Below are 16,566 nucleotides of genomic sequence, written 5' to 3' on the forward strand. Positions count from 1 at the left end.
GACAAATATTATTTCAACTCTGACACTTCGAAAGGATGTTTGACAGCTAGACCGCTCGAACAGAACTCAGGAATTCTTGCACTTTCTCACGTAATTTGTCGGTTTCATGTAATAAACTGCCTGAAGCATCTAACACTTGTTCAGCGGCCTCACCAGTCGAAACCGCAGCTTCATTCACACTAACAACACTACTAGTAACTTCAGAGGTGCCCCCAGCGGCTTCTTGGACGTTGCGAGTGATCTCGAGTGTAGCAGCTCCCTGTTGCTCAACAGCGCTTGCAATTGCTGCCGAAACTTCACTAATCTCCGAGATAGTGGAAGAGATTGCAGCGATTGCCTCAACCGCACCATCAGTCTCACTTTGGATATTTAAAACCTGCGCAGTAATCTCATCAGTTGCTTTTGATGTCGCTGTCGCCAAGTTCTTGACTTCTGCAGCCACCACAGCGAAACCCTTACCCGCGTCACCAGCGCGAGCAGCCTCAATCGTCGCATTTAGAGCAAGAAGGTTAGTTTTCTCTGCAATATCGCTAATCAGTCCAACAACGTCACCAATCTTTTGCGCTGCATCCGCCAACCCACGTACCCGGACATTCGTTTCTTCCGCATTTACAACAGCTCGAGCTGCAACCGTGGATGACTGCCCCACCTGTTGATTTATTTCGCTTATCGAAGCGCTTAACTCTTCAGTTGCACTCGCTACTGTTTGAACGTTAGTCGAGGCCTGTTCAGCCGCTGTCGCAACTATCCCAGCTTGCCGGCTTGTCTCTTCTGCAGTATTGGTCATTCCAGTCGCAGTCGATTGCATTTCCTTGGCCGCAGTTACGAGGGCTTTGAGTACAAAAGCCATTTCACTGTCAAACCCGGCGGTAAGTTCGCTTATCTTCTCGGCTCGTTTTTCTCTTAATTTTAGCGCTTCAGCTTCTTTCGCGGCAAGCTGATCAGCACGAATCATGTTTTCTTTGAACACCAATACTGCTTGAGACATTTCTCCAATTTCATCTCCACGATGCTCACCTGGAACAGTTGCTTCTTTGTCCCCCGCAGCTAACTTTTTCATCACTTCAGTAATTTGCACGATAGGTTGAGAGATGCCCCTCCCAGTTAACCACGCGAAAATTACACCAATGATGATTGCAGCACCCGCTAGTATCTCGCTGATCAAAACAGATCTTTTAGATGCAGCAGCAGCGCGCGGGCCGATCTCATCTTGCTCTGCTTTCACATCAAGCTTGAGGTCTTCTAACTCACTGGCAACAATCGGCCCGATACGCTCTAACTCATTGGAAACCAAATCGCCACGTACTGGATCAAAAACCGAGAGCGAAACGATTTCTTCAAAAGCTTCAGAATATGCTGTCAAGTTATCTGAAACAACTCTCGAGGCCTCTTTTCGGTTTCCTTCGGACAGTAAAGACCCTAGTTCTTGATTCAACAGCTTAGTCGTATCGAGCATATCAAGTACTATTTGGGCATCTTCAGGACTATTGCTTAATAGATAATCTTTAACTGCCACCCGTGCCTCCAACAGCTTTTCCTGCACACGGACCGCTTGATTTGATTGGAGAACAACTTCTCTGTAACGCGTAAAGTCTGTTCCCACACTACTCATGGAAACGACACCCAACACGGCAACGGTTGCCAAAAGCAACAAGATGAGCGCAAAGCCTCCGAAAACTTTTGTCGAGATTTTTAAGTTACGCATTAGGTGAGTCATCGCTTTCCTCCGAACGGCCAGCATTCGCTGGTTGCTGCTTCCAATTGTTATTCTAAGCGCAGTTGTGTCACTGGCCCCTTTATTATTAGAGATCGAAGATGTTATGTCGTTTTATTTCAGTAAATGAAGTCGCGTCAGCCAGGATAAACATCTCCTGAGGCTGAAAATAGACATGCGCACGCGAGTAATCCGCTACGCACAAAACTAACCGCGACGCTTACCCTAATCGACAGTCGCGATGCAGCACTGGGATAACTATAGACGAAACGGGACCGGTAAAATGTAGTGACCATGAGCTCCGCAGCATAAAGCTGCCGGTAAAAAGTCCAATCTTGGGAAAATGCAATATCAAACAGCCCTATGACATCGCGAAAAAAAAGGGAGGCATGAAGCATATGCGCACACCTCCCTTGCACAACTGGAACGCATCAAGCTCCAGGAACTTTTTGATCCTTCGCCTCTTTCGCCGAGGAGGGTGACGTTGAGAAGTAGTTTCGTGCAAGTAGTGCACCGCCCACAACAATCGCACCCAAAGATACGAGCATGTACGGCGCAACACTGCCAACAGCGACGCAAATGAACAAGCTTCTCATTAGCCGCGACAGAGTGCCATTCATATAGCCCTCTATTGCAGCCGCCAGTGAAATCGTTCCGATAACACCGCCGATCACGGCAAGCCCAATCTCAATGGATGAACCGGAACCGATGATAGCAGGATTCCAAATAAAGACGAATGGCAGCAGAAAGCCGACTGCGGCAAGTTTAACTGCATCAAATGCAATCTTGAATGGGTCCTCTTCTGCAATGGCCGCTGCCGCCAGCGCCGCAACCGCAATCGGTGGCGTCAAGGCCGACAGGATCGCGTAGTAAAGCAAGAACATATGAGACTCAAGAAGCGGATATCCCAACTTTGAAAGCGCTGGCCCAACGAGAACTGCTGCAAGAATGTAAGCACTTGGTGTTGGCATCCCTAAACCGAGAATGATGGTCACCACAGCGGAAATCATCAAGGTGATCACCGGATCTGCACCACTGATTGTCATGATCACGTTCGCCGCTTTCATGCCAAGGCCCGTCATAGACAGACCTCCGATTACAAGTCCCGCAGCCGCGCACGCGCCAGCAACGGGGAGGATGCGCAGTGTGGTTTCACCAAGGCCTTCAACTACACGCCAAACGCTCATGCGGGTTCGCGCAGAGCAAGCCGCTGCAATGACGACAGAAGCAGCTCCCAAGCCTGCCGTCATGGTTGGCGAATAACCAAGCGACAGTGCGAGAATGATCACCGCGATCGGGACAATAAACATCCAGCCATTAATGAGGGTTGCCTTAAGCGTAGGGACATCATCTGGATAGGAGCGCAGATCGCGTTTGACCGCGCGCAAGTGAACCTGTGAGAAAACACCAAGATAGTAAAGGATCGCTGGAATAATCGCGGCGTAGACGACTTCGCGATACGCAAACCCTGTGTACTCAGCAAGAATGAACGCGGCTGAGCCCATGATAGGCGGCATGGCGCTGCCACCTGTGGATGCAGCAACTTCAACTGCGCCGGCGAAACGCGATGAATAGCCAAGGCGCTTCATGATTGGGATCGTTATCGAGCCCGTCGCGACGACATCAGATACGGGACTGCCTGAAATCGTTCCATACATGCCTGATGAGATAACAGCGACCTTTGCCGGACCACCGGGGCTCTTTCCGGTCAGCGAGGCAGCAAGGTTAAAGAAGAAGTCCCCTCCGCCAGCAAATGACAGTAACGTCCCGAACAGAACAAATAGGAAAACATAGCTAGCGACAACCTGGATCGGAACACCAAAGACACCGTCCGTTGTAAAGATTAGCGCATCCAGCAGGTAGGTGTATTCGATCACTCCGTGCCCAAAGGGCGGGGGCAGCAAGTGACCGAACAGGTTGTAGGCCATAAAACCGAGAACAACGATCGTAAGACCTGCACCCGTCGTGCGACGCGTCGCTTCAAGTGACAAGAATAGAAGTGACGACCCGAAGAAAAGTTGAGCAGGTGTAAGCTCTTCAAGCAAAGTAATCCGGCTTGAAATCACACTTGCATTCACAAGGAAAAACGCTCCGGTAGCGAGGCTCAGTACACTTAACACCCAATCAATAATGGTCGGTTTGTCCCGTGCATTAGTTGTTGCACCAACCACCAAGAAGAGCATCGAGAACAAGGCGCTAAGAAACAGAATGCCAATTATAAGCGGGTCCGAAATAACGAAGAGGTTGCCGTAAATAACCCCGATCGCAAATAGCGCCGCCAAGCTGATCAGAACTTTGTGGGGTAAGGCCGCAAACTTACGTTTGCGGCCTGTGTTAACAAGTGACTTCATCATTTGAGAAGTCCTGCCTCGCGATATGCCCGTTCTGCACCTGGATGGAACGGCAAAACATCCTGATCAGCCATAAGCTCCGGGGTCAGCGCCTTCATAGAACCGTGAACCGCCTTGATCTCGTCAACATTTGCAATCAAAGCCTTGGTAAGGTCATATGCAGTTTCTTCCTCCATCTGATCCGTTGCCACCAGAAGAGCACCAAGGGCCGACGTTTCGACATCATTTGGCTGATTGGAATAACTTCCCCCGGGGATTGTATAAGTTTGAGTCCCGAAACGGGCATTCGTGGCATCAATTACATTCTGGGGAATGTCGAGGACAATGACTTCATTGTTTTCGTCAATTGCGCGGAATGAGGAATGAAGAACAAAGACACCGTTGGTAACAATGTCGATTCGACCATCCTTCAGCAGTTCTGCCTGGTCGTTTGCCCCGGCCTGAACAATGCGTCCACCATTTGCCTCAACAGCTTCCGTGGTTAACCCAGCTTGTTCGAGCATGAACAACGCTACGTTGGACGTAATGTTACCCGAACGGTTTACACCAATACGTACCGGTGCTTTTGCTGTTGCAAGATCGTCGAGGCTATCGATGTTGTATTCGTCGGCAATCGACTTCGCCAAGAAGAAATGCATCGGCGCCCAATTATACATGTAACCAATTGCACGCATGTTGTTTACAGGAGCCTTGAAGGGCTCTTCACCTGCCAGAGCAATCTTCACTTCAGCGTTGTGAACTAATCCCGTATCCGTCCGGTTTGCTCCCAGCAAACCAATATTTGCAAATCCACCACCAGTTGCCTGATATGTTACAACGGAATTTGGGTCTGATTGCTTTACGGCACGGTCGATACCTGCGCCGAGAAGGGACCACAAGCCACCCGGATTGCCACCTGAGAGCGTCAGGTTTACCGGTTCAGCCTGTGCAGTGTTAACGCCGAAGGCCAGTCCAATAGCCGCGGCAAGAGTCAAAAGCCTCATTCTTTCCTCCCTAATGGGTAAGATCTCAATTTATAATTTCTGTTATTTTTATTGGATGCCGACCGTCAAAGGTCCCACTGGAACGGCATCAGGTCTCAAAAGTGATATTGACGTTCTTTTGCTCGGTGTAAGACAACATCTCGCCCAAGCATTCTTCGCGTCCGATGCCGGATTGCTTCATCCCGCCATACGGTGTGCCAAGGAAATGATCGCTGGAATTGTTGACCCAGACATACCCGGCGCAAATGTCATCAACTGCACGCATAGCTTGTGAGATATCGCGCGTCCAAACCGAGGCAGTGAGTCCGTAATCAACCCCATTTACCGCTTCGATCAAGGAGTCATAGTCACTCCATTTGAGGACGCTCAGCACCGGCCCGAACACTTCTTCTTGCGCAATGCGCATATCAGGGGTGACGTCAGCAAATACAGTCGGTCGAACAAAGAAGCCATGAGACAGCTCTTCGGGTACATCGCCGCCCGCCACCATCCTGGCACCTTCATTCTGCGCTATTTCTATGTAACCGCGGACCTTGTCATACTGACCGCGCGTCGAGAGACAGCCCATTTCGGTACCAGGTGAGAGTGGATCGCCCGGCTTTACTGCATCAAATGCGGCTGCCAACTGATCAACGACGGAATCATATAGGCTTTCATGAACGAACACCCGACTGGTCGAGCCACAAGACTGTCCTGCTGTCCATGGCAGGTTCATGCCCTTGACCGCGCTTTGAACAGCCTTTTCAACATCCGCATCCGGGAACATGACGAGTGCGTTCTTTCCGCCCAGTTCCAATGACACATGTTTAAGTGTATCGGCAGCCTGACGCATGACGGCACGACCGGTTGCGGCACTGCCGACAACGCTGACGCTGGCGATACCGGGATGGGTTGAAAGTCCCGCCCCCAGATCAGGCCCGCCATTCAGCACATTCAAAACGCCCGGTGGGAACAGCCCGCCAATCAATTCGGCAACTTTAAGGCTTGAGAGCGGTGTTTCTTCTGATGGTTTGATGATCACGCTGTTACCAGCCATGATTGGTGGCGCAAGTTTTGCGCAGGCGAACATCAGCGGGTGGTTAAACGGCACGATGCGCGCGACAACGCCAACAGGTTCACGCACAACATAGTTCACTTTACCTGCACCTACCGGAACGGTTTCACCCTTTAATTCGGTGGCAAGTCCGGCAAAGAAATCCATCAAGGATGCTGCGAGTTCGACATCGAACAGCATACCTTTGAGAGAGTTCCCGCTGTCAAGCGCATCAAGACGCGCAAGCTCTTCCTTGTTGGCACGGATAATGTTTGTAGCTTCACGCATGGCGAGTGTGCGTTCACGCGGCGTAGTCCGCCTCCAAAGCTTTTGTCCGGCGGTAGCTGCTTTGACAGCTTGGTCCAGATCAGCAGCAGAGGCACTGCCAACTTGGGCAAGTTCGGCCCCAGTTGATGGCGAGGAAACCGTAATGACACCGCTTTCAGCGCGGTGCCATTCACCGCCGTAATACAGTCCCTTAGGGACTCCCTCGGTCAACAGGTCCTCGACGCTAGAAGCTTTTGATGACTTCATGCTGTTTTCCTCCCAGGAAAATCCGCGCATTTATTTTTTTGTCTACGGATTAAGTCGATCTGTTCTTTTTTATAAGATATCTAAATTAAATGGCAGCCTACGCCCTCAGTCAACCATAAAATTAGATATCTTAGTTTTATTTTACGATAGGGGCGGACATCTCGCCCGCCCACCCGCTTTCAGTCACTCTGCAGCGACACTTTCTTCTTCGACAAGCGTCCGCCAATCAAGGGTTTGAGGGTAAACACCTTCACGTGACGCGATACTAGAATGGGGTACGCGCGGCTCAGTTGTGCCGATAGCTTCTCCGCCGGCAGCAACCTTTTTTGCAGCATCAACCATCAACCGCCGGAACTCGACGATGGCCAGATCCGAGGCGCCCAGAATGTCATCGGAACGATCAACAATAGCCCCCATGGAAACCCACATTACGATGTCCTGATTTGGAATACCGTAAACCCCGGTAAAGCTGCCGAGTTTCATCGCCTGTCGGTCTTGCAAAAAATTGTTATGCAGTTGACGTTGCGAGACCCAGCGCTCATCGAGATGGACACCCTTCTGGGAGTGGTTGAATTTTCGCCATTCCTCAGTAGTTGGACACGCCTTCCCCCCCCAAGCAATGAAGTGGAAGTGCGTTGTCTCGTCGTCGATCGGCACAATTACGCTGGCAACATTGTAGTTGTTGTTTGGCGGGATCAGAGATGTATAGGGTGCAATATACTCGGTAATACGAAGATAGTAATGGGTACCAGGATTTTTGATCGGCTTACGGATCGCAGCATAGTGGAAGCCGTAGCTGGTCGTTTGGGTCTGCATGCGTGGAGATTTATCCGTCGAAGGGCGGTACCATGCCTGATCATCCGCGGAAGCGCCTTCAACGCGGGCCGGTTTCATATCCGATGAATGCAAACTGGACGAATGTGCGGAATCGATCTGCCCTTCGGTAATCTGCGCCCAGTTGGCCGGAATCCTGATTTTCAGGATTGAAACCTGGGTATCTTCGGTCGGGGCAAATGCAGGTGGCGAAAACGGATACATGTCTTCTTCTTCGCCAAGCCATGCCCAGACAAAGCCCCCCCACTCGGCCGTGTTATAGGACTTGTGTTTGACCTTTTCATGAAGCGGGCTGCCTTCGGGTTCGGACGACATGGCAACACAGTTACCTTCAACATCAAACTTCCAGCCATGATACAGGCAACGCAGACCACAATCTTCGTTACGTCCAAAAACCAGTGATGCGCGTCTGTGCGGGCAGAGCTCATCAAGAAGACCAAGCTTCCCTTCTGAATCACGAAAGGCCACATAGCGGCCACCAATCGCTTCGACCAGCAACGGCTTACCGTCTGCTTCTGCGACTTCCTCAATCAGGCAAACCGGCGTCCAGTGCTGACGCATCAGCTTGCCCATCGGTGCATCACCCTCCACACGGGCTAACAGGTCATTCTCTTCATGACTGAGCATAACGTGAACTCTCCTCCTTGGCGTTTGTTCTTAGATATCGAATAATCGATGTCACATCATTACAGGCGTCTAGTGACTTGACAAGAATTATTAGATATCTAATTTATTCACCAAAGTTACTTCGGGAGGAAAAAATGTCAACAGAATTAGAAAGCATAAAAATGCGTGTAGAGGCGCGGCGCGAGCTAACGCAATATATTTGCGAGTTTACGCTTTCCCCCGTGGATGAGATCGAACTCCCCGCCTTTGCGCCGGGATCGCATATCACCGTCGAAACGCCATCCGGTGCGATGCGCCGCTATTCACTTGTTAATGATGGGGAATTTCCGGAAAATTACGTGATTGCCGTAAAACGCGAACCGGAATCGCGTGGCGGATCATCCTCTATGCACGAGTCGGCGACAGTTGGAACCGAGATTGCCATACAGGCGCCGGAAAACTCGTTCGCACTTAAAAATGCATCGAAATATTTGCTGATTGCCGGGGGCATCGGGGTAACGCCAATTTATGCGATGGCCAATCACCTGTCCGCCCAGGGCAAGCCGTTCGAGATGATCTATTGCACCCGCTCTGCCGAGGAAACCGCATATCTTGATGACATCAAAAGTGCCTTCGGATCACGGGTTAAGTTTCATCACGACAATGGCGATCTGAATCAGGTTTATGATTTCTGGGATCACTTCGAGGAACCCGGCGCGGGGCATGTTTATTGCTGCGGCCCATCGCCCTTGATGGAAGAAATCAAAGCGATCTCAGGTCATTGGCCAGAAGGTCGCGTCCATTTCGAAGATTTCAAAGCCGTTGATGCCGTCCGCGAAGATGACCAACCCTTTGAGGTAACGGTGGCAAATCTTGAGACCACGATTACCGTCCCTGCTGACCGGTCCGTTCTTGAAGCGCTTCGTGATAATGGCATCAAAACGGTCAGTTCGTGTGAAAGCGGCACCTGTGGCACATGCCGCTGCAAGCTGATCGAGGGTGATGTTGATCATCGCGATATGGTCCTGATGGATGAGGAAAAAGACAGCCAGATCATGATTTGCGTCTCCCGCGCAAAGGAGGGAAACCTTGTCATCGAACTCTAAGCAGCCGAACCTTGAGGAGCCTTTGCGCCTTGGCGTGATCGGGCTTGGTCGCGGGTTCATGCTAACACTGCCGACATTTAATGCCGATGACCGCATACAACTGGTCGCGGCATGCGCACCACGAGAATGTTCACGTACTGCGTTCGAGCAGGAGTTCGGCGGGCGCACCTATCAACATGTCGAGGATATTTGTGCCGACCCGGACGTTGAAGCCGTCTATATCGCCACACCGCATCAAATGCATGTCGATCACGTTGAAATTGCCGCCAAGGCTGGAAAGCATGTTTTGGTGGAAAAACCGCTTGCGATCCATTTCGAAGACGGCGTCAAAATGGTCGAAGTTTGCGAAAAAGCAGGCGTGCAACTGATTGTTGGCCCAAGCCACAGCTTTGATGGGGCGGTTATGCTGGCTCATCAGATCATTCAGTCCGGTGATATCGGTGCAGTTCGCATGATCCATGCGATGAACTATACTGACTTTTTATATCGCCCGCGTCGGCCTGAAGAACTCGTCACCGCAGAAGGTGGCGGAGTGATTTTCAGTCAGGCTGTCCACCAGCTTGATATTGTGCGCCTTCTGGGTGGCGGGATGATGAATACCATTACTGCTGCAACCGGAAACTGGGATCCAGCCCGCCCAACCGAAGGTGCATATAGCGCATTGGCAACATTTGAAGGCGGTGCCTTTGCCTCGTTGACCTATTCGGGCTACGCGCATTTTGATTCCGATGTTTGGCAGGGCTGGGTTGGTGAACTTGGCTATCCAAAAGATCCGGAAAACTATGGCCAATCCCGCAAAGCTTTGGCCAAGGTTTCAAACCCTGAAGAAGAGGCCGCACTGAAATCCGGTCGAACATATGGCGAAACCCCGGCGCGACCACCAGCACCAAACCACGAACATTTTGGCCCGATCATTGTGTCATGTGACGGCGGTGATCTTCGGATCACGCCAAACGGGGTCTGGTTGTACGGCCATTTCGAACAGAAATTCATCCCCGCACCGCTTGAGATGGGGCCAAGAGCCGGTGTCAATTCAGCCTTGATCAACGCCGTCCGGCATAACGTATCGCCGTCACAAACCGGACGTTGGGGGCTTGCTACGCTTGAAGCCTGCCACGCCATTATGCAATCCGCAGAAACCGTCTCACCGGTCAAGCTGGTCCATCAAATTCAGACAAAAGAAACAAACATTGGAGGAAACTCGTGAGTAACCTGACACTTTCCCTCGCCTACGGAGACTATGATCGCACCAGACCGATTTTTGATGGACGTGTCAAAATCGATGGCGTGGATCCGGTATCAATGCTGCTATCCCCTGAAGAAATGTTCTTCCGGGCGTTTCGTAACGAAGATTTCGACGTCAGCGAACTTTCATTTTCGTCCTATTGCGTAAAGCTCGCGCGTGATGAATCCCACTATGTGGCAATTCCGGTCTTCCTGTCGCGCGCTTTCCGCCACACATCAGTTTACATCCGAACGGACAAAGGCATCAAAAGCCCCGAAGACCTCAAGGGACGCCGTATCGGTATTGCGGAATATCAGCTGACGGCCAATGTCTGGGTGCGTGGGATTCTTGAAGACGACTATGGGGTAAAGCCATCAGACATCCACTGGGTACGCGGCGGCATGGATACGCCGGGCCGTCCGGAAAAGATCAAGGTTGATCTGCCTGATGATGTCAAAATGACCCAAGCGCCAGAGGGGGCGACGCTAAACCAGATGCTGGCAGATGGCGAAATTGACGGCTTCATTGGCCCGCGTTGGCCAAAATGCTTCAATGAAGGCCATCCGCATGTCGGGCGTTTGTTCTCTGACAGCATCTCTGCGGCAGAAGACCACTACAAACGTACGTCGATCTTCCCGATCATGCATGTGTTGGGTGTCCGCAAAAGCTTGACCGAGCAACATCCGTGGCTTCCCGGTGCGTTGCTCAAGGCGTTCTCGCAGTCAAAGAAAATGGCACTTGACGCGCTGAGCGATACATCTGCGACAAAGGTCACCATGCCGTTCGTCGAAGATACACTTGATCGTGCGAAAAACCTTCTGGGTGATGATCTGTGGCCATATGGCGTTGCGCCAAACCGCAAAGTCATAGAGACGTTCCTTGACTATCACTACCGCCAGGGACTTTCACCGCGCAAACTTTCGATCGACGAGCTTTTCCACCCCTCCACGCGTGAGGTCTTCAGCCTATGACCAATACCATCGCAAAAACATCTGCAGTCATGCCATCATTACCCCACCTCCTGATCGAGGAAGGCGTTCGCGCCGCCCTTAAGGAGGATCTTGGGCGTGCGGGTGACCTGACCACAGATGCAACAATTGGTCCGGATCTCAGTGCAAAAGTATCTTTGGTCTCCCGTGAAGCCGGACGCTTGTGTGGCGTGGATTTCGCGCGTAGTTCATTTGCAATGGCTGGTGCGGGGCTGGAGTTTGAGGTCTTCAAGAAGGATGGTGACTTTCTGACCCCGGGTGATGAAATCGCCCGGGTTACCGGCAATGCGCGGGCCATCCTGTCATCGGAACGTGTCGCGCTAAACTACCTGTGCCATCTGTCAGGCATCGCAACGACAACCGCAAAGTTCGCCGATCTAATTGCTCATACAAAAGCACGAATCTGCTGCACGCGGAAAACCACACCGGGCCTGCGCGCATTTGAAAAATATGCGGTGCGCTGTGGGGGCGGCGCCAACCATCGCTTTGGTCTCGATGATGCCGTCCTGATCAAGGACAATCACATTGCCGTTTGCGGATCTATCACCAAGGCAATTGAAGCTGCCCGCAATTATGTCGGCCATCTTGTCGTGATCGAGGTCGAAGTCGACACGTTGACACAACTTGAAGAAGCCCTTGCAGCGGGCGCATCAACGGTGCTGGTTGATAATTTCGGCATCAACGGTCTGAAAGATGCCGTTGCCCTTAATGCCGGCCGTGCGCGGATCGAAGCATCCGGTGGCATCAATATCGACACCATCAAGGACGTTGCTGAAACCGGGGTTGATTATATCTCAAGCTCGAAAATCACCATATCGGCACCGACCCTTGATATCGGCCTCGACGTAACACTGGGATAAGAAAATGAACCAATTTCAACCAGGCGATATTATCGAAGTCAAACTTCCAAACGGGTTTGGGTATCTTCAAGTCACCCATAACCATCCCGCCTATCCAGAAGTCGTTCGTGCTCTGCCCGGGCGGCACAACAAACGCCCGGATGATATCGCGCAGCTTGCGGCGGGAATAACGGCCTTCACCTGCATGTTGCCGCTGTTCTCTGTCATTGAAAAAGGCACGCTAGCGGGGGAAAAAATCGGCAGCACGAAAATCCCCAGTACCGACAGCACCTTTCCGACATTTAGAACTCCTATCCGGGACAAACAAGGCAATGTTGTTTACTGGTGGTTCTGGGATGGGGAAGGTTTGCGGTATGATGCGGAACCGGATGCCTCGAGCGATGGAATGCCGATGCGCGAAATCACAACGGCAGACACATTGATCGAAAAGCTCTCAGCAGCCTGATTGAAGATCTTAGGTTGGAATGCGGGTCGGGGGGACTTTACGTCCTTCCTCACCCGCTTTTCTCTCATCTTCCTCAAGGTTTTCGAGGATGGTCAGCATCCCTTTGCGGAGGATCTCCAACTCATTAGGGCTGAGCCCGGCCAATGCAACTTCGTTGACCTCGATTGCAAGCGGCTCAAGCTCAATACGCAATTCCTTGCCACGTTTGGTCAAAAAGACATGCTGTTTGCGGCGGTTACCTGCAAGGGTACGCTTTTCGAGGAAACCAAGGCTTTCCAAGCGCTGAAGAGCGGTGTGGGTGGTTGGCTCGGTCAAGCCGGCTTCTTCGGCCAGCTCTCGTTGGGTCAGACCTTCCTGATCCCAGAGGATACGCAAAAAGATCCACTGTCCGAATGTGACATGATGCGATGACAGCCGAATTTGCAGGGACCGGTTAAAACCGCGCGTTGCAAGTCGGATAATGTGCGCAAAACGCTCTCGCGAGTTGGGAACTTTATTTTCTTTATCCGCCATCGATCGAAAGATGCCCTTAAAAGCCAATTGAAAATGTTTTCGGATTGACTGATACAGTCGTCCCAGACCGAAGTCAAACGTGCTTGACAGGATGACTGCCAAGCACGCTCAAACGGCAAACATCTTATTGACCTTCGTCAGCTTCTGCCGTTTCTTCGGCAGTGCGCGTCATGCCAGCAGACATTGCCTTTGTGTAACCGGGGGTTATGCGCGCATCAATGACAACAGGCTGACCGGCCTTGACCGCTGCCAGCCCTTCTTTGATCACGTATTTCAGTTCCGCTGCGGTGCTGACCGGACCAAATGCAGTGACCCCCTGTGCGCGTGCCATTGCTGCCAGATCAATATCCGGCCCGCCAATATGCTGCCCGATCCATTTGTTTTCGACCGGCCGATCACGGCTGATTGCGACCTTTTCCTGATGGATTTCATCATTATAGAAGGATCGATTGTTGGCAATGATCGCAAGGAACGGAATGCCATAGCGTGCCGCAGTCCAGAAGGCCGAAACACCCATCAAAAAATCGCCATCGCCCAATACAGCAACCGGCAGTCGGTCGGTGTCACGCAGCGCAAGTGCAGCCCCCACCAGCATGCCCGGACCAGACGCAATGCCAGCACCGCCGTCATAGCCAAGATAATCAAGCGGGTGACGGAAATGCCACGAATCGCCGCCCCAGCTGAGGGGCAGGCGAACCAGCGACACCACATCATCTGACAGGGCCTCACCCATCGCAGCAGCAAGACTATCGACATCCAATGGCGCACTCTCATCGGACACTGTGCCAATGCATTTTGCGGGCAGGTTTTCCGGGGGGGACCCAGCCTCTATGCCAGTTTCCTCGCAAAGCGCTTTGATCACAACATCGGGTTCTGATGCGATATGCAAGTCGGCCCGCACAGCGGCCTGATGGTCCATACTCCAACCGTTATGAAGCTGATGGTCCACAGACACCTGAACAAGCTTCGCTGCTTCGGCCACTGGTCCTGCCTGTTTGAGCGTTCCGGCAACATCGACCCAGTCAAAACTGACAATAAGGTCTGCCTCATTCAAAACCTTCGCGCCATCTGGTGACATAAAGAAACCCGGCGCGCCAGTATGCAGCGCATGGTCCGTCGGGAAGGCTGCGCCAAGTTTAATATCGGTCAAAACGCGTGCATTAAATTCTTCGGCCAGTGCCACACGGCGCGCCCAGTCTTCAGCAGAACGTGACACCCGCCCCATCAGGAATACGGGCGATTTTGAGGTTTGCAGCAATGTGTGCAGTTCGACCAAGGTTTCGCGTGAAGGGACAGTCGGGGCAGGCAGTGCAAAGCGACTGACATCTGGCAACTTGACCGGGTCGGTGACTTCTTCTTCCTGAACCGAGACATCAAAACAAACATAAACTGGCGCCATCGGTGCGGTTTTTGCAATTGTCGCACCACGGATCATGGCTTCAAGCGAGGCAGGAAGGGAGGCGGGCTGATCATCCCATTTAACATACGGGCGCACCAAGGCCGCCTGATCCCGAGATGTATGGATCCAGTCAATCCATGGTCGACGCTCAGCTGCGTCAACCGGACCGGTTGCGCCAAACACCAACACGGGGACGCGATCACACCAGGCGTTATAGATCGACATTGTTGCATGCATCAAGCCGACATTGGCATGGACAATTGCGGCCATCGGACGTCCGGTGACTTTCGCCCATCCGTGCGCAATCGCGACAGTGTGTTCTTCATGCAGACAAAGAAGCATTCTGGGGTCTTTATTGCCCAGATGGTTTACCAGACTGTCATGTAAACCACGGAAACTGGATCCGGGATTAAGAGCGACAAATTCAACATCAAGGGCACGTAATATCTCAGCAATAAGGTCACTGCCCCACAGCCCTTCTGATCCTGACGCAACAGGATTCTCGACCTTTTCCATTTTTCCTCCCGGACTTTTCCGTCTTTTATCAAAGCAAATTAGAAGTTTTCTTTTTAAATACTTCGATATCTAACATTATGTCAAACGGGATTTCTACATACACTTGGGCTACTATTGAACAACGGTCATCTTTTTTGCTGACTTAGGGTGACCCTTAAAGCCCTACACATGTGCCCGAGGTCACATCAGGTGGAAGATAGATAAGTTTTGAATTGCCAATAACTCGACAATCTATCAGTAATTTTTAGAAGTCTAACAGAGGTGGTGGGCCCGGCGAGACTCGAACTCGCAACCAGACCGTTATGAGCGGTCGGCTCTAACCAATTGAGCTACAGGCCCCGATTGAGTAAGAGTTTGCGGATCCTCAATACGCCGCCGTAAACTAGATATATTCGGCCCAAGGTCAAGCGCAAACTCAGTTCACGCTCATGGACATTAACAGCGACATCGCTGGGGCAATTTGTCTCAGACACTTTAATTTCAGCCTAATGAGCATTTTCAGCTTCGAGATATTCTTTGACGTGGAAAATACCCTCAACGCCTCTTTGCACCATCACCTCCAAGGCACTCAGACCACCGAAGGTTTGGTTCGGCTTCTTCACCCACTGATAGCCTCGCCGTTTGTCGACAAAAAGCACCCTCAGCTGTTTATGAATGCCTAACAACAAATGCGCCCGAACCAACATGTCGTCACTAGGGCTTTGCTGCTCGTTCCTAAACGCTATCCCGTTGTCACCAAGAAGAACCTGCACTTCGGCATCCGAGAGCTCCCAGTTCTTCAACAATCTGAATGCCGCGCGGCACAATGCTTGAGATTCCTTCTGAGTAAGTACGTTCTCCACCTGCTTTTTAGACATTCTCACCTCCAGTCGGGAGCACACTCCAGAACTAGAATTCACCAATATCACTGAATAGCCCCTGAAATTGAAGAAACCCGGTTTGATCAGATTTGTCGTCTTTCGAATTCGACGGGTAACACCATTCCGTTGGCACTATGTTTGCTCTTCGGGATGTAGAATATTTTTATGTAATCGAAGACAACCTGACGTGCCTCATCCCGTGATTTATAGACCCTGCGGAGAATGCGCTGACGCATCACTTTGAAACACCCCTTTCATTTAGCAAACGCATCAACCGGTTTCTGAAACGCGACAATTCATAGATCCACTGCTTCCGCACCACCTCGACGACTTTCAGTCTTTGATCTGGGCAGTTAACAAAGTAACTCTCAGCCGCGGCAATCAACTTTTCCGCAGTGACCGGAAGCTTTGACCGCAAAATCGATCCAGCAACTTCAAAGACATTTGCTTCAATCTGACTGGTTGCACTCTCGCGTTCGCCACGGGCAACGGCAACGCATTTTTTCAACAAATCATCTTCAAAATCTCTTGCAGGCATTGGCACACCATTATCCAGAGAAGCTTCGCACCAGACAGAGAAAGGGCTGAATGCCAAATC

14 protein-coding genes and 1 tRNA gene are annotated in these 16,566 nt (G+C 51.5%); 5 read left to right on the plus strand and 10 right to left on the minus strand.

What is annotated here, in order from left to right; translation table 11 throughout:
* Nucleotides 1-46: 46 nt before the first annotated feature.
* From BC440_RS13095 to BC440_RS13115, 5 genes are all read right to left on the minus strand, one after another.
* Nucleotides 47-1,717 (minus strand): HAMP domain-containing methyl-accepting chemotaxis protein, encoded by a 1,671-nt coding sequence (locus BC440_RS13095; RefSeq protein ID WP_175484486.1) that lies wholly within the window; start codon nt 1,715-1,717, stop codon nt 47-49.
* A gap of 428 nt (nt 1,718-2,145) precedes the next feature.
* Nucleotides 2,146-4,068 carry a TRAP transporter fused permease subunit gene (locus tag BC440_RS13100; protein WP_071240256.1) on the minus strand — a complete coding sequence of 641 codons (1,923 nt, stop codon included), beginning with the start codon at nt 4,066-4,068 and terminating at the stop codon, nt 2,146-2,148.
* Complete coding sequence (locus BC440_RS13105; protein WP_063086240.1) at nt 4,065-5,048, minus strand: TAXI family TRAP transporter solute-binding subunit; 984 nt, start codon at nt 5,046-5,048, stop codon at nt 4,065-4,067. Before BC440_RS13105 ends, BC440_RS13100 begins: the two co-directional genes overlap by 4 nt.
* A gap of 88 nt (nt 5,049-5,136) precedes the next feature.
* Nucleotides 5,137-6,615: an aldehyde dehydrogenase family protein gene (locus BC440_RS13110; protein WP_071240287.1), complete on the minus strand. Its 1,479-nt coding sequence runs from the start codon at nt 6,613-6,615 to the stop codon at nt 5,137-5,139.
* Nucleotides 6,616-6,798: 183 nt separating this feature from the next.
* Nucleotides 6,799-8,076: a Rieske 2Fe-2S domain-containing protein gene (locus BC440_RS13115; RefSeq protein ID WP_071240257.1), complete on the minus strand. Its 1,278-nt coding sequence runs from the start codon at nt 8,074-8,076 to the stop codon at nt 6,799-6,801.
* Between the two features lie 134 nt (nt 8,077-8,210).
* On the opposite strand from BC440_RS13115, the gene BC440_RS13120 reads away from it, so the two are divergent.
* Genes BC440_RS13120 through BC440_RS13140 form a run of 5 tightly spaced genes read left to right on the plus strand, consistent with a single transcriptional unit; the run spans nt 8,211 to nt 12,680 of the window.
* Nucleotides 8,211-9,161 carry a PDR/VanB family oxidoreductase gene (locus BC440_RS13120; protein ID WP_071240258.1) on the plus strand — a complete coding sequence of 317 codons (951 nt, stop codon included), beginning with the start codon at nt 8,211-8,213 and terminating at the stop codon, nt 9,159-9,161.
* The gene (locus tag BC440_RS13125) at nt 9,145-10,368 is read left to right on the plus strand and encodes a Gfo/Idh/MocA family oxidoreductase (RefSeq protein ID WP_244271161.1); all 1,224 of its coding nucleotides are present in this window, start codon (nt 9,145-9,147) and stop codon (nt 10,366-10,368) included. The genes BC440_RS13120 and BC440_RS13125 overlap by 17 nt, the downstream gene beginning before the upstream one ends.
* Nucleotides 10,365-11,357, plus strand: coding sequence for an ABC transporter substrate-binding protein (locus BC440_RS13130; protein WP_175484487.1), 993 nt, complete (start codon nt 10,365-10,367; stop codon nt 11,355-11,357). Before BC440_RS13125 ends, BC440_RS13130 begins: the two co-directional genes overlap by 4 nt.
* Nucleotides 11,358-11,386: 29 nt before the next feature.
* Nucleotides 11,387-12,235 (plus strand): carboxylating nicotinate-nucleotide diphosphorylase, encoded by an 849-nt coding sequence (nadC, locus tag BC440_RS13135; RefSeq protein WP_198413514.1) that lies wholly within the window; start codon nt 11,387-11,389, stop codon nt 12,233-12,235.
* Between the two features lie 4 nt (nt 12,236-12,239).
* The gene (locus BC440_RS13140) at nt 12,240-12,680 is read left to right on the plus strand and encodes a hypothetical protein (RefSeq protein ID WP_071240260.1); all 441 of its coding nucleotides are present in this window, start codon (nt 12,240-12,242) and stop codon (nt 12,678-12,680) included.
* A 9-nt stretch (nt 12,681-12,689) separates the two neighbouring features.
* Here BC440_RS13140 and BC440_RS13145 read toward each other — a convergent pair whose 3' ends face one another.
* From BC440_RS13145 to BC440_RS13165, 5 genes are all read right to left on the minus strand, one after another.
* Nucleotides 12,690-13,193 (minus strand): MarR family transcriptional regulator, encoded by a 504-nt coding sequence (locus tag BC440_RS13145; protein ID WP_071240261.1) that lies wholly within the window; start codon nt 13,191-13,193, stop codon nt 12,690-12,692.
* Nucleotides 13,194-13,317: 124 nt separating this feature from the next.
* A complete protein-coding gene (locus tag BC440_RS13150; protein WP_071240262.1) occupies nt 13,318-15,108 on the minus strand; it encodes a thiamine pyrophosphate-binding protein in 1,791 nt (596 codons plus the stop codon).
* Nucleotides 15,109-15,370: 262 nt separating this feature from the next.
* Nucleotides 15,371-15,447, minus strand: a tRNA-Ile gene (locus BC440_RS13155).
* Nucleotides 15,448-15,593: 146 nt separating this feature from the next.
* Nucleotides 15,594-15,965, minus strand: coding sequence for an MbcA/ParS/Xre antitoxin family protein (locus BC440_RS13160; RefSeq protein WP_083379364.1), 372 nt, complete (start codon nt 15,963-15,965; stop codon nt 15,594-15,596).
* Between the two features lie 238 nt (nt 15,966-16,203).
* Nucleotides 16,204-16,506 carry a hypothetical protein gene (locus BC440_RS13165; protein WP_071240263.1) on the minus strand — a complete coding sequence of 101 codons (303 nt, stop codon included), beginning with the start codon at nt 16,504-16,506 and terminating at the stop codon, nt 16,204-16,206.
* Nucleotides 16,507-16,566 lie beyond the last annotated feature (60 nt).

It is taken from the genome of Thalassospira sp. MIT1004 (genome assembly GCF_001858545.1).
GTDB classification, from domain to species: domain Bacteria; phylum Pseudomonadota; class Alphaproteobacteria; order Rhodospirillales; family Thalassospiraceae; genus Thalassospira; species Thalassospira xiamenensis.